Genomic DNA, 20,204 nt, shown 5'->3' with positions numbered 1-20,204 from the left:
TCTCGGTACGCGTGCCCGCCATCCTCGCACCGGCCCGTCAGGTGGTGCGGCGGCGGAGGGTGGCGGCGCCGAGGGTGAGGACGAGGAGTGCGCAGCCCGCCACGATCACGATGTCGCGGATGAAGTCCCCGGTGATGTCCGTGTGGTGGAGGACCTCGTTCATGCCGTCGACCGCGTACGACATGGGCAGGACGTTCGAGATCGCTTCGAGGACGGGTGCCATCTGGTCCCGGGCGATGAACAGTCCGCAGAGCAGGAGCTGCGGGAAGATCACGGCCGGCATGAACTGGACCGCCTGGAACTCGGATGCCGCGAAGGCCGAGACGAACAGGCCGAGGGCCGTACCGAGCAGGGCGTCGAGCAGGGCGACCAGGAGCAGCAGCCACGGTGATCCGGTGACGTCCAGGCCGAGGACCCAGAGGGAGAGGCCCGTCGCCAGGAGGGACTGGAGGATGGCGACGGCGCCGAACGCGAGGGCGTAGCCCGCGATCAGGTCGCCCTTGCCGAGCGGCATGGCGAGGAGGCGTTCGAGGGTGCCCGAGGTGCGCTCGCGCAGGGTGGCGATCGAGGTCACCAGGAACATCGTGATCAGCGGGAAGATGCCGAGCAGCGAGGCGCCGATGGAGTCGAAGGTCCTGGGGCTGCCGTCGAAGACGTAGCGCAGCAGCGTGATCATCAGGACCGGGATCAGCAGGAGCAGCGCGACGGTGCGGGGGTCGTGGGTCAGCTGACGCAGGACGCGGACTGCGGTGGCGAGGGTGCGGGCGGGGCTCAGGACGGGCGAGCCGGTCACCGGGGGCGGTGCCGGGGTGTCGCGCGTCGTGCTCGTAGGCGTACGCGTGCTCATCGGGCGTTCTCCTGACGGGTGGCGGCCGCGTCGACCAGGTGGAGGAAGGCTTCTTCGACGGTGTCGGTGCGGGAGGCGGCGCGCAGTGCCTCGGGGGTGTCGTCGGCGAGGATCTCGCCCTCGCGCATCAGGAGCAGCCGGTGGCAGCGCTCGGCCTCGTCCATGACGTGGGAGGAGACGAGGAGGGTGGTCCCCCGGTCCGCGGCGAGGCGGTGGAAGAGGCTCCACAGATCGCGCCGGAGCACCGGGTCCAGGCCGACGGTGGGTTCGTCCAGGACGAGGAGTTCGGGGGTGCCGAGCAGCGCCACGGCGAGGGAGACGCGGGTGCGCTGGCCGCCGGAGAGGGTGCCGGCGAGGGCGTCGGAGTGGCTGGTCAGGTCGACCTCGGTGATGGCGCGGGTGACGGCTTCGCGGCGGGCATCGCGGTGCCGGCGGCCCGGCTGCAGGATCGCCGCGAAGTAGTCGAGGTTCTGCCGGACGGTGAGGTCGGTGTAGACGGACGGCGCCTGGGTGACGTACCCGACCCGCGGGCGGAGGGTGGGGTGGCCGGCAGGGCTGCCCAGGACGTCGAGGGTGCCGGTGACTTTGGCCTGCGTGCCGACGACGGCTCGCATCAGGGTGGATTTGCCGCAGCCGGAGGGGCCGAGGAGCCCGGTGATCCTGCCTGGCTCGACGGTGAAGCCGAGGCCTTTCAGGACGGTGCGGCTGCCTCGTACGACGGTGAGGCCGCGGGCCTCGATGGCGACGCCCGAAGAATTCATCATGTGATGAATTTTGTCTCGGCGGCGGGCTGCCGTCAAGGGAGCCGGGCGTCGTCGGGCGGGGGCTCAGCGGATGGCCACGCTCAGATCGACGACATAGGCCTCCTCCACCGTGCCGTCCGGGAAGCGCTGCGCGAGGTGCTCGCGCTCCTCGGAGAGACAGCGCCGGGTGGGCTCGTCGCCGAGGACCAGGAAGGCGGAGTGGCTGGCGAGGTTGGCGAGGTGGGTGGCCAGGGGGACGCGCCGGGTCCAGGGCACACGACGGTGCACGAACGTGAGCTCGGACGGCAGATCGCGGGCGGAGACGGGCGAGCCGTGGACACCGGTGGCCCGGGGGCGGTTCACGGGCGCGTTCCCGGCTGCGTTCTCGTTCTCGGGCCCGCCCTCCGCGGGCACCTCGACGGCGAAGAAGCGGCGCAGGCGCGCGTCCTGTTCGGCGATCCACGGGACGGCCGGGTCGGCGACGTTCCACCACAGGGCCAGCGCGCCGCCCGGCCGCAGGACGCGCACGGCCTCGGGGGCCGAGCGGGCGGGGTCGGTCCAGTGCCAGGACTGGGCGTACGTGATCAGGTCGGCCGAAGCCGCGGCGAAGGGGAGGCGGTTGCCGTCGCCCCGTACCAGCGGGATGTCCGGCAGGGTCCTTCGCAGTTCCGCCGCCATGCCGGGGCCCGGTTCGACGGCGACGACCCGGGCGCCCCGGTCGTGGAGGCGGCGGGTCGAGATGCCGGTGCCCGCGCCGACGTCGAGGGTACGGGCGCCTCGCAGGGGGCGGCCCGCGAGTTCCTCGACGGCGTCGAGGAGGGCGTCCGGGTAGCCGGGGCGGGCCGCGCCGTACTGGGCGGCGGCGCGGTCGAAGGACAGGGCGCGCGGGGGTGCGGACGAGGGACGCGGGGACCGGCTGGGGTCCGGGTTATCCGTAGTGGCCATGCGGCCATGGTGGCTTCGGCCGGGCTGCCGGGTCGAGGTGTTCAGCGGCGTCGCGGGGCCGTGTCGGCCGGTCCCGCGACGCCGCCGGTCGCGGACCGTCAACCGGTCCGGGGCGGGTGGGACGGCCGGGCTCCACGGGCCGGGCCGCCTTCCGGCCGGGCGCGCCGCGCTACTTGCGGCGGGCCTTCTTCGCCTTGGCCGTCCTGCGGGCTGCCGGATTCCCGGTCCGTGCCGACCGCCGCTTCGTGAACCGGACCTGGGCCTCCTCGTACTCCGTGCGCCGGAGCTTCTCGCCCGGCGCCTCGGTGAACGTACGGATGAAGTACGCGAGCAGCGCGCCGATGAAGCCGATGGTCTTGAGGCCGCGCAGATTGTCCTCGCGGCCGGGGTCGGCCGGGCGGCTGCTGAAGCCCTCCCACGTCTTGCGGAAGGCGATGGCGCTGCAGACGGCGAACATCAGGACCACCAGCATGCCGACGAAACTGCCGACATCCGCGATCTCCAGGCCCTGGTAGGCGAACCGCAGCACGAAGCAGGAGGCAACGGTCGCGGCGAGCGAGCCGACGGCCACTCCGGCGCGGCGGAGACCGTAGTGGCCGTCGTGGGCGACCCAGGTCGTGCCGAAGAAGCGGATGGGCTCGGGCTGCGGACCGGGGGCGGTCGCGGCGGCGCCGGCGGATGCCGTCGCGGACTCGGTGGTGCCGGGCGCGGTGTCGTCGGAGGTCTCGCTGTTCTCGCTCACGAGGCCGATTGTCCCAGGGCCGGGCCCGCACCCGGGTCAGCCGGGCGGTGGGGCGGTGGCGCCGCGCCCGTCCGGTGCGGGGCGCGGCGCCGTCGCGCGTCAGCCGCAGTGACTCCACGGGCTCGTGTACGTGTACGTACCGACGCCCGCCTCGATCATGCCGCCCCACTTCACGCAGTGGCTGCCCGCGGCGAGCCGGACCGGGCCCGCGTACGAGGAGTACGTGCCCTGGTCCTTGGCCTGTTCCTTGCCGTCCCCGTCCACATCGAGCCAGGCGCCGGTGGTCAGCGCGTGACCGCTGGTGGCGGAGGCGTGGAAGGTGACCACGCAGTTGAACTTGGTGCTCGCGTTGTAGAACAGGTAGACGCGGGCCAGTTCGACCGACGAGTTCCGGAACGCGTGCGAGTCGATCTGGGTGTACCCGGATCCGCAGACACCGGCCGGAGTGGCGGCGGCCGAAGCCGCACCCGCCGGGACTGCGCCGAGGGCCGCGAGGGCGGCGACGGCTGACGCGATGACCGCTGAGCGACGTACGGAGACGACCGCTGAGCGGCGTACAGAAGTGCGCATACTCCCCCATTCATGATCATGCATGACAAGGGTGCGAGCTTACTGCGACCACCTGGTCACAGGGAGTGCTTTTCGGGCCACAACACCTCGCGCGGGACGTCGGCCGCGGTCAGGGCCCGCTATGAGTCCGGCCCCTCACGGGAGGGGCCGGACACCGGAGGGTCAGCCGAGCCTGGAGACGTCGCGGACGGCGCCGCGGTCCGCGCTGGTCGCCATGGCCGCGTAGGCGCGCAGCGCCGCCGAGACCTTGCGCTCGCGGTTCTTCGGCGCGTACACACCGTTCAGCGCCTCACGGCGGGTGGTCAGCTCGGCGTCGGGGACGAGGAGCTCGATCGAGCGGTTCGGGATGTCGATCCGGATCCGGTCGCCGTCCTCGACGAGCGCGATCGTGCCGCCGGACGCCGCCTCCGGCGAGGCGTGGCCGATGGACAGGCCCGACGTCCCGCCGGAGAAGCGGCCGTCCGTGACCAGTGCGCAGCTCTTGCCGAGGCCGCGGCCCTTGAGGAACGACGTCGGGTAGAGCATCTCCTGCATACCGGGGCCGCCGCGCGGGCCCTCGTAACGGATGACGACGACGTCGCCCTCCTTGATCTCCTTACGGAGGATCTTGTCGACGGCGTCGTCCTGCGACTCGCAGACGACCGCCGGGCCCTCGAAGGTCCAGATCGACTCGTCGACGCCGGCCGTCTTCACGACACAGCCGTCCACGGCGAGGTTCCCCTTGAGGACCGCGAGCCCGCCGTCCTTGGAGTACGCGTGCTCCATGTCGCGGATGCAGCCGCCGGCCGCGTCCAGGTCGAGGGTCTCCCAGCGCTCGGACTGCGAGAAGGCGGTCGCGGAACGGACGCAGCCGGGGGCCGCGTGCCACATCTCGACGGCCTCCGGGGACGGAGAGCCGCCGCGGATGTCCCAGTTCTTGAGCCACTCGGCGAGCGTGTCGGAGTGCACCGAGTGCACGTCCTCGTTGAGCAGCCCGCCACGGTGGAGCTCGCCGAGGATGGCGGGGATGCCGCCGGCCCGGTGGACGTCCTCCATGTAGTACGTACCGCCGGGCGCCACGTTGGGGGCGACCTTGGAGAGGCAGGGGACCCGGCGCGAGACCTCGTTGATGTCGTCGAGGTCGTACGCCAGCTCGGCCTCCTGGGCTGCGGCCAGCAGGTGCAGGATCGTGTTGGTCGAGCCGCCCATGGCGATGTCCAGCGCCATCGCGTTGTCGAACGCGGCGCGGGTGCCGATGGCGCGCGGCAGGACCGTCTCGTCGTCCTGCTCGTAGTAGCGCTTGGTGATCTCCACGACCGTGCGGCCGGCGTCCTCGTACAGCGCCTTGCGGGCGGTGTGCGTGGCGAGCACGGAGCCGTTGCCGGGGAGGGAGAGGCCGAGGACCTCGGTCAGGCAGTTCATCGAGTTGGCGGTGAACATGCCGGAACAGCTGCCGCAGGTGGGGCAGGCGTTCTCCTCGATGCGGAGCATGTCCTCGTCGGAGACGCTCTCGTCGACCGCGTCGCTGATGGCGTTGATCAGGTCCAGCTTGCGGACCGTGCCGTCGACGAGGGTGGCCTTGCCGGCCTCCATCGGGCCGCCGGAGACGAAGACCGTGGGGATGTTGAGGCGCATCGCGGCCATCAGCATGCCCGGAGTGATCTTGTCGCAGTTCGAGATGCAGATCAGTGCGTCGGCGCAGTGCGCCTCGACCATGTACTCGACGGAGTCGGCGATCAGGTCGCGGGACGGGAGGCTGTAGAGCATCCCGGCGTGGCCCATCGCGATGCCGTCGTCGACCGCGATCGTGTTGAACTCGCGGGGCACCGCGCCCGCGGCCTTGATCGCGTCGGAGACGATCCGGCCGACCGGGGCGAGGTGGGTGTGGCCGGGGACGAACTCCGTGAAGGAGTTGGCGACCGCGATGATCGGCTTGCCGATGTCCTCGCTCGCTACGCCCGAGGCCCGCATAAGGGCGCGGGCGCCCGCCATGTTGCGGCCGTGGGTGACAGTGCGGGACCTCAGCTGGGGCATCGTCTCTCGCTCCTTCGACAGAAAAGACTGGTTCCGAGCGTACGCCTCGGCGCCAGGATCTGGACGCAGTGTCCGAAATCCGGGATCGGGCGCGCGGGTGGGCTGTGCCCGCAGCGGAGTGGTGAGCGCCAGCGCGGAGTGCGAGGAGTACGCGGTGGAGGGGTCAGTCCTCCGTCAGGTAGCGCTGCAGCGTGGGGGCCACCATGGCGATGATCTTTTCCGGGTCCGCCGATGCCAGCGGCTCCGCCTGGATCACGTACCGCAGCACCGCGATGCCCACCATGTGCGACGCGGCCAGTTCCGCGCGGAAGGTGGCGTCGGGGACGTCCAGCTGCTCCGCGATCCGGCCCAGCAGCCGCCGCAGCACGAAGACGCGCAGGACCTTCGCCGCCGCCTCGTGGGTCATCGCCGAACGCATGATCGCCAGCAGCGGGGCACGGGACACCGGGTTCTCCCATACCTCGATGAAGTAGCCCGCCAGCCGCTCGCCCAGGCCCTCCGTGCCGCTGCCGAGCACGTCCGAGAGCTCCAGGGTGGGCTCGAAGGAGACCTCGACCGCGGCGGCGAAGACCTCGTCCTTCGTACCGAAGTAGTGGTGGACCAGTGCCGCGTCCACGCCGGCGGCCTTCGCGATGCCGCGCATCGACGTCTTGTCGTAGCCGCGCTCGGCGAATTCGGTGCGGGCGGCCTCCAGGATGCGGGTGCGGGCATCGGGGCCGGTCGCCGCCTCAGTGCGGGAGGGGCGGCCGCGGCGTCTGGGGCCCGGGCCGCCGGCGCCCGTCGTCATGGGCGCGGCACCTGGGCGGAGGACGAGGCGAGGTGCAGCCGGGTGAAGGCCAGCGCCTCGGCGAGATCGGCCTCACGTTCTGCGGTGGACATCGCCCGGCGGGTGTTGACCTCGACGACGACATGGCCGCCGAAGCCGGTGCGGGCCAGCCGCTCCAGCAGCTCGGCGCAGGGCTGGTCGCCCCGGCCGGGCACCAGGTGCTCGTCCTTGCCGGAACCCTTGCCGTCGGCGAGGTGGACGTGGGCCAGCCGGTCGCCCATGCGGTCGACCATGGCCATGCCGTCCGTACGGGCGGTCGCGGTGTGCGAGAGGTCCACGGTGAAGTGCCGGTAGTCGTCGTTGGTGACGTCCCAGTCGGGGGCGTACGCGAGCATCTCCCGGTCCCGGTAGCGCCACGGGTACATGTTCTCGACGGCGAACCGCACATCGGTCTCGTCCGCCATCCGCCAGATCCCGGTGACGAAGTCACGCGCGTACTGCCGCTGCCAGCGGAACGGCGGGTGGACCACGACGGTCGACGCCCCGAGCTTCTCCGCGGCCGCCCGCGCCCGCTGGAGCTTGACCCAGGGATCGGTGGACCAGACACGCTGGGTGATCAGCAGACAGGGGGCGTGAACAGCCAGTATCGGCACCTGGTGGTAGTCCGAGAGGCGGCGCAGCGCCTCGATGTCCTGGCTGACGGGATCGGTCCAGACCATGACCTCGACACCGTCGTAGCCCAGACGCGCGGCGATCTCGAAGGCCGTCGCCGTCGACTCCGGATAGACGGAGGCCGTCGACAGGGCGACCTTCGCATCCGGGATGCGCACCACTGGTTCTGCCACGCAGACAGCGTACGGGCCGCGGTGCGCGGCGCCGAGAGAGCCCGGCGGAAAGTGAGAAGGGCCATGGCGGTCGCCGCGCCCGTCCGCGGCGGCCGTCAGGTCAGGGCCACCGCGTCCGGCGTGGGCAGATGGTCCAGGCGGCGCAGGATGACGCCCTCGCGCAGCGCCCAGGGGCAGATCTCCAGGTCCTCGACGCCCAGGAGGTCCATGGCGCCCTCCGCGACCAGCGCGCCCGCCAGCAGCTGGGCGGAGCGGCCGTCGGAGACGCCGGGCAGTCTCCCGCGCTCCTCGGCCGTCATCGTGGCCAGCTTCGGCACCCACTCCTCCAGTGCCTTGCGGCTGAGGGTGCGCTGCACGTACAGCCCTTCGGTGGAGCGGGCGGCGCCGGCGATCCTGGCGAGCTGTTTGAAGGTCTTGGACGTGGCCACGACGTGGTCGGGGCGGCCGAAGCGGGTGAACTCGCCGACGCTGCGGGCGATGCTCGCCCGTACGTGCCGGCGCAGCGTCTTCACCTCCGCCTGGTCCGGCGGATCGCCCCGCAGCCAGCCGGCCGTGAGCCGTCCGGCGCCGAGCGGCAGCGACACGGCGGCGTCCGGCTCCTCGTCGATGCCGTACGCGATCTCCAGCGAGCCGCCGCCGATGTCCAGAACCAGCAGCTTGCCCGCCGACCAGCCGAACCAGCGGCGGGCGGCTAGGAAGGTGAGCCGGGCCTCCTCCGCGCCGCTGAGGACGGCGAGGCCGATGCCCGTCTCGTCCCGTACCCGGGCCAGCACGGTGTCGGCGTTGCTCGCCTCCCGTACCGCCGAGGTGGCGAACGCCAGCACGTCCTCGCAGCCCTTGTCCTCGGCGGCCTGGGCCGCGTCGGCGATCGTCGCCACCAGCCGGTCCACGCCGAGCGGGCCGATCGCGCCGTCCTCGTCGAGGAGCTCGGCCAGGCGCAGCTCCGCCTTGTGCGAGTGCGCGGGCAGCGGGCGGGCGCCGGGGTGCGCGTCCACCACCAGCAGATGAACCGTGTTCGACCCCACGTCGAGGACTCCGAGTCTCATACGCAGAACGCTACTGCGGCCGCGGTCTTACTCTTGGCGCGTGCCAAAGACGAAAAAGGCGAAGCCGGACAAAGTCACGAAGAAGCAGAAAACGAAGCAGGAGATGCAGCAGCCGAAGACAAAGGGACCCAACGGGTCCGACGAGACGGGGATCGACTTCGCGCGGGCGTGGGTGGAGTTCCCGGACCCCGCCGACGACGAGCAGGTCTTCCGCTGTGACCTGACCTGGCTGACGTCCAGGTGGAGCTGCATCTTCGGCAGCGGCTGCCAGGGCATCCAGGCCGGCCGCGCGGACGACGGGTGCTGCACGCTGGGCGCCCATTTCTCGGACGAGGACGACGAGAAGCGGGTGGCCGGTCATGTCGCCCGGCTGACTCCGGATCTGTGGCAGTTCCACGACGTGGGTACGGAGTCGGGCTGGGTCCAGACCGACGACGACGGGGAGCGCCAGACGCGGCGCTGGGAGGGTTCGTGCATCTTCCAGAACCGGCCCGGCTTCGCGGCGGGCGCGGGCTGCTCGCTGCACATCCTGGCCCTGCGGGAGGGCAAGGAGCCCCTGGAGACCAAGCCGGACGTGTGCTGGCAGCTGCCGGTCCGCCGTACCTACGACTGGATCGACCGGCCCGACGACACCCGGGTGCTCCAGGTGACGATCGGTGAGTACGACCGCAGGGGATGGGGGCCCGGCGGTCATGACCTGCACTGGTGGTGCACGTCGGCGACGTCGGCGCACGGAGCCGGGGAGCCGGTGTACGTGTCCTACCGCCCCGAGCTGACCGAGCTGATGGGCAAGGAGGGGTACGACCGGCTGGCCGGGCTGTGCGAGGAGCGGCTCTCCTCGCTGCTGCCGATGGCGCCCCACCCGGCCGATCCGGCGTAGTTCCGGGGCGGTCCCGCCGGCCGGTCCGGCGTAGTTCCGGAGGGGCGGTCCCGGGCGGTGGTGCTTCAGTGCGCCGGGGGCGGGACGCTCGGGTTCTTTCCCGGGCCGGTCGTGGTCGACGGGCCCGGGGACTGGCTCGGCCCGCCCGGGTCCGTCGGTGTCGTGGTGGGGTCCGTCGGGCCGGGCGTCGGTTCGGTCGGGTCCGGTGTCGGCTCCGTGGGGTCCGGTGAGGACGACGGGACGGGCGGGCGCGGATGGAGCGAGCCGCCCGGCCGCGAGGGGTGCGGTCTGCCGCCCGACAGACGCCTCCCGCCGTACCCGTGAATCGCGACGGCCGATCCCGACGGGGTGAGGGCGACCCGTGCGGTCCAGTGCGAGGCCGGTTCGCGCCCGTGGTCGACGAGGACCCGGATCGTGACGCTGCCGCCCGCGGCGAGCTTCCCGGACGAGCTGCTGAGGCGCAGCCAGGACGCGGGGGTCCGGGCCGACCAGGCGACCGGGCCGGCCTTCGACGCGGTCAGGGTGATCATCGTCGTGCCGCCGACCAGACGCGCCTCGACGGTGAGCCCGCCCGCGCCGTGCCGACCCGTGTCCGGCCCCTCCTGCGTGTCCACACTGATGACCTCGGCCGAGACGTCCGGGAGGCCGTCGTCGTCCGTGAAACGGGGGCCGGACTCGGGGGTGGCGTTGCCCGCGTTCTCGTAGCGGTCGTACGGGTCGCCGCCGCGGCTCCCGTCCATCTCGGTCGCGGCGACCGAGACCCCGTCGTGCCCCTCGCCGATGAGCGGTGCGCCCCGGTAGGCGGACCACAGGGCGATCACCGGGGCGGCGACGACCGTGGCGACCACCGTCGTCGTCATGACCCTCGACCGCAGCCGGTCCCGGCGCGCGGCGTGGTCCTTGGGGTCCATCGGGAAGCCCGCCCGGTCGAACCGCGGAGTGGCGGACCGATTCTTCTGATGCTTCTGGGCGTGAATCATGGCCACGTAGGCGGACGGGCGCGGCGCCTCGACGACCGCCAGCGCGGCGGCCGGGGTGACGGCCGCCCCGGGCCAGGGGCCCTGGGCCCCGGCCCGCTCGGCGGCGCGGCGGCAGCGGGGGCAGTCGTCCACATGCCGTACGAGCTCGCGGCGCAGGGTGGTGGAGAGCAGTATGCGCCGATCGCCGGTGAGCCTGCTCGCCGTGGGGCAGCTGCCCGCCGCGACGACGGCGAGCGCGGCCCTGGTCCGCTCCACCTCGCAGGCGGCCGCGGCCAGGAGTTCCCTGGCGGCAGCGGCCTCCAGACCGAGGACGGCGGCGACCGCGGCCGGGGTGAGCCGGTGCCGTACCGCGAGCTCCAGCGCCTCTCGCTGTTCGGGGGTGGTGCCCGCGGCCTCGGGCCAGGCCAGCTGGGCCAGCTCGCGGCGGTGCGCCTCGGCGGCCGCGGGGGTCTCCGGGGCGGGCGCGGACTGCGGCATCGCGGACCGGGGCGGCGCGGCGGGGGTCTTCGTCTTCGGTGCGTGGGTGGCCACGGAAGGTGGGGGCGTACGCCGTCCCGCGCGCACTCCTTGCACGGCGGGGGCGCGGCGGTTCTCCTTCGCCGACTGCCCATGCGCCCGCGCCTTGTCGTGCTGACGGTGCGCGTGGCGGCCCTGCTTCTGCTCGGTGAGCCTGCGCAGGCACGTCCACCTGGCCAGCGCGTACAGCCAGGTTTTACGTTCCTCCTCGTCCGCGGGACACCGGCCGCCCTGCCGTTCCGCCAGCGCGAGCACCCCGCCGAGCGCGTCGGTGGCGGCGTCGTGGTCGCAGAGCACGGAGAGGCAGTAGGTGAACAGGCCGTCGAGATGCGGCTCGTAGCGGGCGGGCGGCTTCTTCGGTGAGGAGTGGGGCGCACGCTGCTGCGTCCAGTGTGCGCCGGGGGTGCTCGCGGGGGTCTCCAGCCTGCTGCTCGTCACCTTGCGACCGTAGGCAGGACGGGGCACGACCCTGGTGCCCCTTGAGCAGATTTAACCCTTACGGGTGAACGTATCGCTTGAAAGCGGAAGGGATCGGAAGAGATCGGGCGGATTCCCTGATTCCCGGCGGGAAGGGGCGTGCGCTCCCCCCCGGCGGCACCGCGCCGGACGGCGCTGTCCGAGGTCACCTATACGGTGGCGCCATGGCTGCCCGTACGAAATCCGCGAAGGACCGGCCGTCCTACCGCTGCACGGAATGCGGCTGGACCACCGCCAAGTGGCTCGGCCGCTGCCCCGAGTGCCAGGCCTGGGGGACGGTCGAGGAGTTCGGCGGCGCCCCCGCGGTGCGGACCACGGCGGCCGGCCGTGTCTCCACCGCCGCGCTCCCCATCGGACAGGTCGACAGCCGGCAGGCCACCGCCCGCTCGACCGGTGTCGGCGAGCTGGACCGGGTGCTGGGCGGCGGGCTGGTGCCCGGTGCCGTCGTACTGCTGGCGGGCGAGCCGGGCGTGGGGAAGTCCACGCTGCTGCTGGACGTGGCGGCCAAGGCGGCGAGCGAGGAACACCGCACGCTCTACGTCACCGCGGAGGAGTCCGCGAGCCAGGTCCGGATGCGCGCCGACCGGATCCGGGCGATCAACGACCACCTGTACCTGGCCGCCGAGACCGATCTGTCCGCGGTCCTGGGCCATCTGGACGCGGTCAAGCCGTCCCTGCTGGTCCTGGACTCCGTACAGACCGTGGCCTCGCCCGAGATCGAGGGCGCGCCCGGCGGCATGGCACAGGTCCGCGAGGTCGCCGGGGCGCTCATCCGCGCGTCCAAGGAGCGCGGTATGTCGACCCTGCTGGTCGGCCACGTCACCAAGGACGGGGCGATCGCCGGGCCTCGGCTGCTGGAGCACCTCGTCGATGTGGTGCTGTCGTTCGAGGGCGACCGCCATGCCCGGCTCCGGCTGGTACGCGGCGTGAAGAACCGGTACGGGGCGACCGACGAGGTCGGCTGCTTCGAGCTCCACGACGAGGGCATCACCGGTCTCGCCGATCCGTCCGGCCTCTTCCTCACCCGCCGCGACGAACCCGTGCCCGGCACCTGTCTGACCGTCACGCTCGAAGGCAAGCGGCCCCTGGTCGCCGAGGTGCAGGCGCTCACGGTCGACTCCCAGATCCCTTCACCCCGGCGCACCACCTCAGGGCTCGAAACGTCCCGGGTGTCGATGATGCTGGCCGTACTGGAGCAGCGCGGCCGGATCAGCTCGCTGGGCAAACGGGACATCTACAGCGCCACGGTCGGCGGCGTGAAGCTCACCGAGCCCGCCGCGGACCTCGCGATCGCGCTGGCGCTGGCCAGTGCGGCGAGTGACACACCGCTGCCCAAGAATCTCGTGGCGATCGGCGAGGTGGGTCTCGCGGGCGAGGTCAGAAGGGTCACGGGGGTCCAGCGCAGGCTGGCCGAGGCGCACCGTCTGGGCTTTACCCACGCACTGGTTCCGACCGATCCGGGGAAGGTCCCGGCCGGTATGAAGGTCACGGAAGTCGCCAACATGGGCGACGCGCTGAGAGTGCTCCCGCGCCGGTCTCGTACACAGGCCCCACAGGAGGACGGCGCACGCCGGTAGACTTTGCCCTGGTCTCGCCCGTCCGTACGAACGGTATGAGGGACGTGGGGTCTTTCGACTGGCTCCGGCCTGATCCGAACGAGAAGCCCCAAGGGCACCGCAAACCTGTGACCGGAGGAGTGCAGTGGCAGCCAGCGACCGGGCAGCATCGCCCGGAAAGTCCGGCCAAGGCACCGGTAACGAGGCGCTGATGCGCGCCTCGTTGACCGCCGTCGCGCCCGGAATGGCCCTGCGGGACGGCCTGGAGCGCATTCTCCGTGGCAACACCGGCGGGCTGATCGTGCTCGGCATGGACAAGACCGTCGAGTCGATGTGCACCGGCGGCTTCGTGCTGGACGTGGAATTCACCGCGACCCGGCTGCGAGAGCTGGCGAAGCTCGACGGGGCGTTGATCCTCGACAAGGACATGACCAAGATCCTGCGGGCCGGCGTGCAGCTGGTCCCGGACGCCTCCATCCCCACCGAGGAGACCGGCACCCGCCACCGCACGGCGGACCGGGTCTCCAGGCAGTGCAATTTCCCGGTGGTCTCGGTCTCGCAGTCGATGCACCTCATCGCGCTGTACGTGCACGGGCAGCGCCGGGTCCTGGAGGAGTCCGCCGCGATCCTCTCCCGCGCCAACCAGGCCCTCGCCACGCTGGAGCGGTACAAGCTCCGGCTCGACGAGGTCGCGGGCACGCTCTCCGCTCTGGAGATCGAGGACCTGGTGACCGTCCGGGACGTGACCGCCGTCGCACAGCGTCTTGAGATGGTGCGCCGGATCGCGACCGAGATCGCCGAGTACGTGGTGGAGCTGGGGACCGACGGCCGGCTCCTCTCGCTCCAGCTCGACGAGTTGATCGCGGGCGTGGAGCCGGAGCGCGAGCTGGTCGTGCGCGACTACGTGCCGGAGCCGACCGCGAAGCGGTCGCGCACGGTGGCGGAGGCGCTCACCGAGCTGGACGCGCTGTCCCACACCGAGCTGCTCGAACTCCCCGTCGTGGCAAGGGCGCTGGGCTACAGCGGCTCTCCCGAGACGCTCGATTCGGCGGTCTCGCCGCGCGGCTTCCGGCTGCTGGCGAAGGTGCCGCGGCTGCCCGGGGCGATCATCGACCGGCTGGTGGAGCACTTCGGCGGCCTGCAGAAGCTGCTCGCGGCGAGCGTGGACGATCTCCAGACGGTGGACGGGGTCGGCGAGGCGCGGGCGCGGAGTGTGCGCGAGGGCCTGTCGCGGCTGGCCGAGTCGTCGATTCTCGAACGGTACGTGTAAGGGCTCTCCCGTAGCCCCGAGGGGCGCGCGCCCCTCGGGGCGGCGCGGTGCCGGTGGCGGCGTCCAGTGCCCGGTCAGTCCTTGGCGAGGACGAACGAGGCGCGCTGCACGGGCTCGCCCGGCGCCTTGGCCTCGACCAGGTACGTGCCGGGTCCGGCGCTCCCCGCGGGCGGCGTCGCGCACTTCGGGGCGCTCTTCGCGCGGTTCCACTCCACGGTGTGCACGACGGTCGCGCCCGCCGGGACCTTCAGCAGCACGGCGGCCGCGTTGCGCGGGCAGTCCTTGGAGGACCACACCTCGTTGTCGTCGCCGCCGGCCTCGGTGATGGTGAGCACCGCGCTCTTCGGGCCGAAGTCGGCCTTGCAGGCGGTGGCGGAGGTGTTCTTGGCGATCAGCCGGAACTTCGGCTTCTCGCCGGGTCCGTAACTGACACCGCTCTTCAGGGTCAACTGCAGTGCGCCGGGCGTGCAGTCGGGGACCGAGGAGCCGGCCGGGAGCCGCTGTCCGGCGGTGGCGCCACTGCCGCCCGATCCGGAACCCGAACCGCCGTCCGTGCCGCCGCCCGAACCGGAACCGGCCTTGCCGGAGCCGTCGTTGCCGCCGCCCGAGCCGCCGGAACCGGTGTCCGAGCCTCCGCCGCCGCTGCTGTCGCCTCCGCCGGAGTCGCCCGACTCGTCGCGCCCGCCGGGCTGTTCGCTGATGGCCGGGCCGGAACCGGAGGGTCCTGGTGTGATCGCGTCGGTGGGACCGGAGCCGGGGGCCCTGGAGTCGTCGTGGTTCCCCTTGCCGTCACGAGAGGTGACGGCCCATACGACCAGCAGCGCGAGCAGCGCAATCAGCGTCGCCGCTACCGCCCTCCGTCGCCAGTAAATGGTGGAGGGGAGCGGCCCGATCGGATTACGCAGAGATCCCACGGCTCAAACTGTACGAGAGATCGGCCCCAACTCCCGCCCCACCCGCCGCCCCGATCTCCAAGATTTGCGGATCATCATCCCGGCACCGCCCGTTCGCGCCCCCGCAGTCCACGAGACGGCCACCGCGATGATCGCCCAACGTGATCAGGGGCGTTGGATACCTACCCTCCGTCACCTGGGTAGTTCACATCTGAACGGAAATCTGAAGGGAAAGCGGTCCGCCGCACACGGAACCCGGTCCGGTGGATCCCGGTGCCCCCCGCCGCACGGAAGGCGGGCCGCCGGACCCGAGGGGGCCAGTTGCCGCAACCGGGTCCAGGGGGTGCGGCCAGTTGCCGCAACCGGAGGTCCGGTGGCGTGGGGGCAGACGGGTGGCACTATCACTCCAAGGGCTCTTATGAGGGGTGACACCCCCGTGCCCCGGTCCGTCGCCTGCCCTTCCGTGCCAGGATCGGATGTGCGATGACTGCCACAACAGCGACACAGACGCCCCCCGCCTCCCTCCACACCCCCGTCATCGGGTGGTTCGACCAGCACGCCCGCGATCTGCCCTGGCGCCGCCCCGAAGCGGGCGCCTGGGGTGTGATGGTGAGCGAGTTCATGCTGCAGCAGACCCCCGTCAACCGGGTGCTCCCGGTCTACGAACAATGGCTGGCCCGCTGGCCGCGCCCCGCCGACCTCGCGGCGGACCCTCCCGGCGAGGCGGTCCGCGCCTGGGGCCGGCTCGGCTACCCCCGGCGCGCACTGCGGCTGCACGGGGCCGCCCAGGCAATAGCGGAACGGCACGGCGGCGACGTACCGAGCGAGCACGCCCAGCTGCTCGCGCTGCCCGGGATCGGTGAGTACACGGCGGCGGCCGTGGCCTCGTTCGCCTACCGGCAGCGGCACGCCGTCCTGGACACGAACGTCCGCAGGGTCTTCGCGCGGGCCGCGACCGGCATCCAGTACCCGCCGAACGCGACCACCGCCGCCGAGCGCAAGCTCGCCCGCGCGCTGCTGCCCGACGAGGACGAGCGGGCGGCGCAGTGGGCCGCCGCGACGATGGAGCTCGGAGCCCTCGTCTGCACCGCGAAGAACGAGGACTGCACGCGCTGCCCGATCGCGGAGCAGTGCGCCTGGCGGCTGGCCGGGAAGCCCGCGCACCAGGGGCCCCCGCGCCGCGGCCAGACCTACGCCGGTACCGACCGGCAGGTGCGCGGCAGGCTGCTCGCCGTGCTGCGCGAGTCGGTGGCACCGGTATCGCAGTCGGCGCTGGACGCCGTGTGGGAGGAACCGGTGCAGCGCGCCCGTGCGCTGGACGGCCTGGTCGCCGACGGCCTCGTCGAACCGCTGGCGGGCGGCCAGTACCGGCTGCCGCTGACCTGACGGCCGGGCGGGACTCTCCCGCCCGGCCCCCCCGCGTGAACCCGTCCGCACCCCCGCAGGGGCCTCTTTGCCCCACTCCTCCTGTGCTGTTACACAACCGATGGGCAGCCGTGCGTCGGCGTATGGCTGCTCCGCACAGCCTCGTGACAACCGCTCCGTAGCGTCACCGACGTCAGCCCGACGACCAAGCGGCTGGCGGCGGTACTACGGGGTTCCACGGGGATGGAGGCGGTTGTAATGGCGCAGGGCGAGGTGCTCGGATTCGAGGAGTACGTACGTACCCGGCAGGAGGCGCTGCTGCGCAGCGCACGCCGGCTGGTCCCCGACCCCGTGGATGCGCAGGACCTGCTGCAGACCGCCCTGGCCCGCACCTACCGCCGCTGGGACGGCATCGCCGACAAGTCCCTCGCCGACGCCTACCTGCGCCGGGTCATGATCAACACCCGGACCGAGTGGTGGCGGGCCCGCAAGCTGGACGAGGTCCCCACCGAGCAGCTCCCCGACGCCAGCATCGAGGACGGCACCGAGCAGCGTGCCGACCGCGCCCTGCTGATGGACGTCCTGGGTGTGCTGGCTCCCAAGCAGCGCAGCGTCGTCGTGCTGCGACACTGGGAGCAGATGAGCACGGAGGAGACCGCCGCGGCGCTCGGCATGTCGGCCGGTACGGTGAAGAGCACACTGCACCGCGCCCTGGCGCGGCTGCGCCAGGAGCTGGAGAGCAGGGAAGAGGCGGGCAGGGAGGCCCGGATCCGAGAGGACCGGGAGCACCGGCCGGCCGTCCGTGCCGCGGCGGCTCCGGTGCGGCCTCGGACACAGACCGGGGCCCCGGGGATCGGGCGTCATGACGAGCGGGGGCGGGAGCGGTGCGCGGCCTGACAGGCAGCGGTGACGGCGGCGACGCAAGCGGCGGCGCGGTCACCGGCGGGGGAAGCGGGAACGGGACCGGTACCAGGGGCAGACGGTTCCCGGCCCGATGGGCGGCGAGCAGTACGGCTCTGGCCGGGCTCGCCGTCGTCGGGGTGTTCGCGGTCAGCTGCTCCACCGGTGGCACCGGCACGCGCGACGAGGGCCCGGCGGGTACCCAGCCGGTCGCCCGGATCACGCCGACCGCCACCACGCCGTCCAAGGCGAAGCCGACCCCCCGGGTCGATGCCGTGGCCCTGCTCAAGGCAGATCCGAAGGTGGGCGAACGGGTCCGGACGGACCTGAAGCCCTGCACGGGTGACGAGTACCCGGTGGACACCTCGTACGGGAAGCTGACCGGGGGATCCGCCGCCGACGTGGTGGTCAACGTGATGACCTGCGGCGATTCGGTGGGCGTCGGCACCTATGTGTACCGGCACCGCGACAACGGCACGTACGACAACGTGTTCACCACCGAGCAGCCGGCGGTCTACGGGACCATCGACCGCGGCGATCTCGTGGTGACGACACAGGTCTACGGGAAGAAGGACTCGGTCGCTTATCCCTCGGGCGAGGAAGTGATCACGTACCACTGGGCGAACACCCGGTTCACTGAGCAGGACCGGGTGCACAACGACTTCAACCGAGCCGTCGGTGCCGGGGAGGGGGACTTCCCGGAGCCCACGGAACCGACGAAGAACTGAGAGCTTTCCGATGGCCGAGACCCATGTCCTGTTCGTCGAGGACGACGACGTCATCCGCGAGGCCACCCAGCTCGCGCTGGAGCGGGACGGCTTCGTGGTCACCGCGATGCCCGACGGCCTCCAGGGCCTCGACGCGTTCCGGGCCGACCGGCCCGACATCGCCCTGCTCGACGTGATGGTGCCCGGACTGGACGGGGTGAGCCTGTGCCGTCGCATCCGCGACGAGTCGACGGTTCCCGTGATCATGCTGTCGGCCCGTGCCGATTCGATCGACGTGGTGCTCGGCCTGGAGGCCGGGGCCGACGACTACGTCACCAAGCCCTTCGACGGCGCGGTCCTGGTCGCCCGGATCCGCGCCGTGCTGCGCCGCTTCGGCCACGCCTCGGGCGGCCGTCCGGGCGGCGCCGACGGGACGGAGAGCGGGCCCGAGGGCGGGGTGCTGGTCTTCGGCGACGTGGAGATCGACACCGAGGGCATGGAAGTGCGCAGGGCCGGCGAGCAGGTGGGCCTGACCCCGACCGAGATGCGGCTGCTGCTGGAGTTCTCGTCCGCGCCCGGCACGGTGCTCTCCCGCGACAAACTGCTGGAGCGGGTCTGGGACTACGGCTGGGGCGGTGACACCCGGGTCGTGGACGTCCATGTGCAGCGGCTGCGTACGAAGATCGGCCAGGACCGGATCGAGACGGTCCGCGGCTTCGGCTACAAGCTCAGGGCATGAGGCGGCCGTCCCTGCGGACGAGTGTCCGCTGGAAGATCAGCATCGCGATCGCGGCGGTCGGCGCCCTGATCGCGGTCGCGCTGAGCCTGGTCGTTCACAACGCGGCCAGGGTCTCGATGCTGGAGAACGCCCGCGAGGTCCAGCTGGAGCGGCTGACCTACGCCCAGCTGCTCTACGAGGCGACGAAGACGAAGAAGGCCGACCCCCGCTTCGGCGCGAAGCTCAACGACCCGACGATGCCGAAGAGCCTGCGCCAGGAGACCCGGAAGAACCGGCGTGCCACGCATGTGGAGGACGGCGGCGGGGTGCCGGACGTCTGGGCGGCCGTACCGCTGGCCAACGGCGACGTGCTCTCGCTGCACACCCGCTTCGCCGACCGCTCCACCACGATCATGGGCGATCTGGACCGGGCCCTGATCATCGGATCGGTCTCGGTGGTCTTCGGCGGCTGCGCGCTGGGGGTGCTGATCGGCGGCCAGCTGTCGCGGCGGCTGCGCAAGGCGGCGGCCGCGGCCGGGAAGGTCGCGCAGGGCAATACGGAGGTCCGGGTCAGGGATGCCGTCGGCGGCGTCGTCCGGGACGAGACCGATGAGCTGGCCGGTGCGGTGGACGCCCTGACGGACGCGTTGAACGAGCGGATCGAGGCCGAGCGCCGGGTCACCGCGGACATCGCGCACGAGCTGCGCACCCCGGTGACGGGGCTGCTGACGGCGGCCGAGCTGCTGCCGCCGGGCCGCCCCACGGAGCTCGTACGGGACCGGGCACAGGCGATGCGCACGCTCGTCGAGGACGTGCTGGAGGTGGCCCGGCTGGACAGCGCGTCCGAGCGGGCCGAGCTGCAGCAGGTCGCGCTGGGCGACTTCGTGAGCCGCCGGATCGCGCTGCTGGACCCGGAGGTGCAGGTCCAGGTGGTCCACGAGTCGTGGGTCAGCACCGATCCGCGCCGGCTGGAGCGCATCCTGGGCAATCTGCTGGGCAACGCCGCAAGGCACGGCTCCACCCCGGTGGAGGTCACGGTCGAGGGCCGGGTGGTGCGGATCCGCGACCACGGTGCGGGGTTCCCGGCGGCGCTGCTGCGCGAGGGGCCGAGCCGGTTCCGTACCGGAAGCACCGACCGGGCCGGACACGGGCACGGGCTGGGGCTGACGATCGCGGCCGGCCAGGCACGGGTGCTCGGCGCCCGGCTGACCTTCCGCAACGCGGCCCCCGAGGGCGCGGCCCCGGGCACCGGCGGGGCGATCGCCGTGCTGTGGCTGCCCGAGCACGCGCCCACCGACACCGGCAGCTACCCGATGCTCCAGCTGGCCGAACAGCGCGACCCCGAATCGAACGGCAGGACGGCCGCGGACACGGAGCCCGGCCGCGACCAGCCGGACGGCTGAGCGGGCCGGGCGGGACGGACAC

At 72.3% G+C, this 20,204-nt stretch carries 19 protein-coding genes; 8 read left to right on the top strand and 11 right to left on the bottom strand.

The window, feature by feature from the left end; all coding sequences use genetic code 11:
- Positions 1 to 37: 37 nt before the first annotated feature.
- From OG322_RS20795 to OG322_RS20755, 9 genes are all read right to left on the bottom strand, one after another.
- Positions 38 to 847: an ABC transporter permease gene (locus OG322_RS20795; protein ID WP_329306783.1), complete on the bottom strand. Its 810-nt coding sequence runs from the start codon at positions 845 to 847 to the stop codon at positions 38 to 40.
- Entirely contained in the window at positions 844 to 1,611 is a 768-nt protein-coding gene (locus tag OG322_RS20790; protein WP_123460019.1) for an ABC transporter ATP-binding protein, read from the bottom strand. Before OG322_RS20790 ends, OG322_RS20795 begins: the two co-directional genes overlap by 4 nt.
- Before the next feature lie 63 nt (positions 1,612 to 1,674).
- Positions 1,675 to 2,535 carry a class I SAM-dependent methyltransferase gene (locus OG322_RS20785; RefSeq protein WP_124284292.1) on the bottom strand — a complete coding sequence of 287 codons (861 nt, stop codon included), beginning with the start codon at positions 2,533 to 2,535 and terminating at the stop codon, positions 1,675 to 1,677.
- Positions 2,536 to 2,704: 169 nt separating this feature from the next.
- Positions 2,705 to 3,277: a hypothetical protein gene (locus OG322_RS20780; RefSeq protein ID WP_123460021.1), complete on the bottom strand. Its 573-nt coding sequence runs from the start codon at positions 3,275 to 3,277 to the stop codon at positions 2,705 to 2,707.
- A 99-nt stretch (positions 3,278 to 3,376) separates the two neighbouring features.
- Positions 3,377 to 3,847 carry a hypothetical protein gene (locus OG322_RS20775; RefSeq protein WP_123460022.1) on the bottom strand — a complete coding sequence of 157 codons (471 nt, stop codon included), beginning with the start codon at positions 3,845 to 3,847 and terminating at the stop codon, positions 3,377 to 3,379.
- A gap of 162 nt (positions 3,848 to 4,009) precedes the next feature.
- Positions 4,010 to 5,860: a dihydroxy-acid dehydratase gene (gene ilvD / locus OG322_RS20770; RefSeq protein WP_123460023.1), complete on the bottom strand. Its 1,851-nt coding sequence runs from the start codon at positions 5,858 to 5,860 to the stop codon at positions 4,010 to 4,012.
- A 163-nt stretch (positions 5,861 to 6,023) separates the two neighbouring features.
- Complete coding sequence (locus OG322_RS20765; RefSeq protein ID WP_123460024.1) at positions 6,024 to 6,647, bottom strand: TetR/AcrR family transcriptional regulator; 624 nt, start codon at positions 6,645 to 6,647, stop codon at positions 6,024 to 6,026.
- Positions 6,644 to 7,471 (bottom strand): sugar phosphate isomerase/epimerase family protein, encoded by an 828-nt coding sequence (locus tag OG322_RS20760; RefSeq protein WP_123460025.1) that lies wholly within the window; start codon positions 7,469 to 7,471, stop codon positions 6,644 to 6,646. The genes OG322_RS20765 and OG322_RS20760 overlap by 4 nt, the downstream gene beginning before the upstream one ends.
- Positions 7,472 to 7,566: 95 nt before the next feature.
- Positions 7,567 to 8,517 (bottom strand): Ppx/GppA phosphatase family protein, encoded by a 951-nt coding sequence (locus tag OG322_RS20755; RefSeq protein ID WP_123460026.1) that lies wholly within the window; start codon positions 8,515 to 8,517, stop codon positions 7,567 to 7,569.
- Positions 8,518 to 8,557: 40 nt separating this feature from the next.
- Here OG322_RS20755 and OG322_RS20750 point away from each other — a divergent pair, with 40 nt between their 5' ends.
- On the top strand, positions 8,558 to 9,397 hold the full coding sequence (locus OG322_RS20750; RefSeq protein ID WP_123460027.1) for a hypothetical protein: 840 nt from the start codon (positions 8,558 to 8,560) through the stop codon (positions 9,395 to 9,397).
- Between the two features lie 65 nt (positions 9,398 to 9,462).
- On the opposite strand, the gene OG322_RS20745 is transcribed toward OG322_RS20750, so the two are convergent.
- Entirely contained in the window at positions 9,463 to 11,331 is a 1,869-nt protein-coding gene (locus tag OG322_RS20745; RefSeq protein ID WP_124284293.1) for a BACON domain-containing protein, read from the bottom strand.
- A 203-nt stretch (positions 11,332 to 11,534) separates the two neighbouring features.
- On the opposite strand from OG322_RS20745, the gene radA reads away from it, so the two are divergent.
- Positions 11,535 to 12,947: a DNA repair protein RadA gene (gene radA, locus OG322_RS20740; protein WP_123460029.1), complete on the top strand. Its 1,413-nt coding sequence runs from the start codon at positions 11,535 to 11,537 to the stop codon at positions 12,945 to 12,947.
- 124 nt (positions 12,948 to 13,071) lie between these two features.
- Positions 13,072 to 14,196, top strand: coding sequence for a DNA integrity scanning diadenylate cyclase DisA (gene disA, locus OG322_RS20735; protein ID WP_123460030.1), 1,125 nt, complete (start codon positions 13,072 to 13,074; stop codon positions 14,194 to 14,196).
- A 74-nt stretch (positions 14,197 to 14,270) separates the two neighbouring features.
- Here the strand turns inward: disA and OG322_RS20730 are convergent, their stop codons facing one another.
- Positions 14,271 to 15,068, bottom strand: a complete 798-nt coding sequence (locus OG322_RS20730; protein WP_443066596.1) for a hypothetical protein — start codon at positions 15,066 to 15,068, stop codon at positions 14,271 to 14,273.
- Positions 15,069 to 15,572: 504 nt separating this feature from the next.
- Between OG322_RS20730 and OG322_RS20725 the strand changes: the two genes are divergently transcribed.
- From OG322_RS20725 to cseC, 5 genes are all read left to right on the top strand, one after another.
- A complete protein-coding gene (locus OG322_RS20725; protein ID WP_123460031.1) occupies positions 15,573 to 16,475 on the top strand; it encodes an A/G-specific adenine glycosylase in 903 nt (300 codons plus the stop codon).
- Between the two features lie 237 nt (positions 16,476 to 16,712).
- Positions 16,713 to 17,351, top strand: a complete 639-nt coding sequence (locus OG322_RS20720; protein ID WP_241200014.1) for a SigE family RNA polymerase sigma factor — start codon at positions 16,713 to 16,715, stop codon at positions 17,349 to 17,351.
- Complete coding sequence (locus tag OG322_RS20715; protein WP_241200015.1) at positions 17,339 to 18,082, top strand: hypothetical protein; 744 nt, start codon at positions 17,339 to 17,341, stop codon at positions 18,080 to 18,082. The genes OG322_RS20720 and OG322_RS20715 overlap by 13 nt, the downstream gene beginning before the upstream one ends.
- A 10-nt stretch (positions 18,083 to 18,092) precedes the next feature.
- The gene (cseB, locus tag OG322_RS20710) at positions 18,093 to 18,800 is read left to right on the top strand and encodes a two-component system response regulator CseB (RefSeq protein ID WP_123460032.1); all 708 of its coding nucleotides are present in this window, start codon (positions 18,093 to 18,095) and stop codon (positions 18,798 to 18,800) included.
- On the top strand, positions 18,797 to 20,182 hold the full coding sequence (gene cseC / locus OG322_RS20705; RefSeq protein WP_329306781.1) for a two-component system sensor histidine kinase CseC: 1,386 nt from the start codon (positions 18,797 to 18,799) through the stop codon (positions 20,180 to 20,182). Before cseB ends, cseC begins: the two co-directional genes overlap by 4 nt.
- The last annotated feature ends 22 nt before the right edge of the window (positions 20,183 to 20,204 follow it).

The sequence above is a fragment of the Streptomyces sp. NBC_01260 genome (assembly GCF_036226405.1).
GTDB classification, from domain to species: domain Bacteria; phylum Actinomycetota; class Actinomycetes; order Streptomycetales; family Streptomycetaceae; genus Streptomyces; species Streptomyces laculatispora.
Note: the sequence above shows the minus strand (reverse complement) of the source record. Positions and strands in the feature narration are given on the sequence as shown.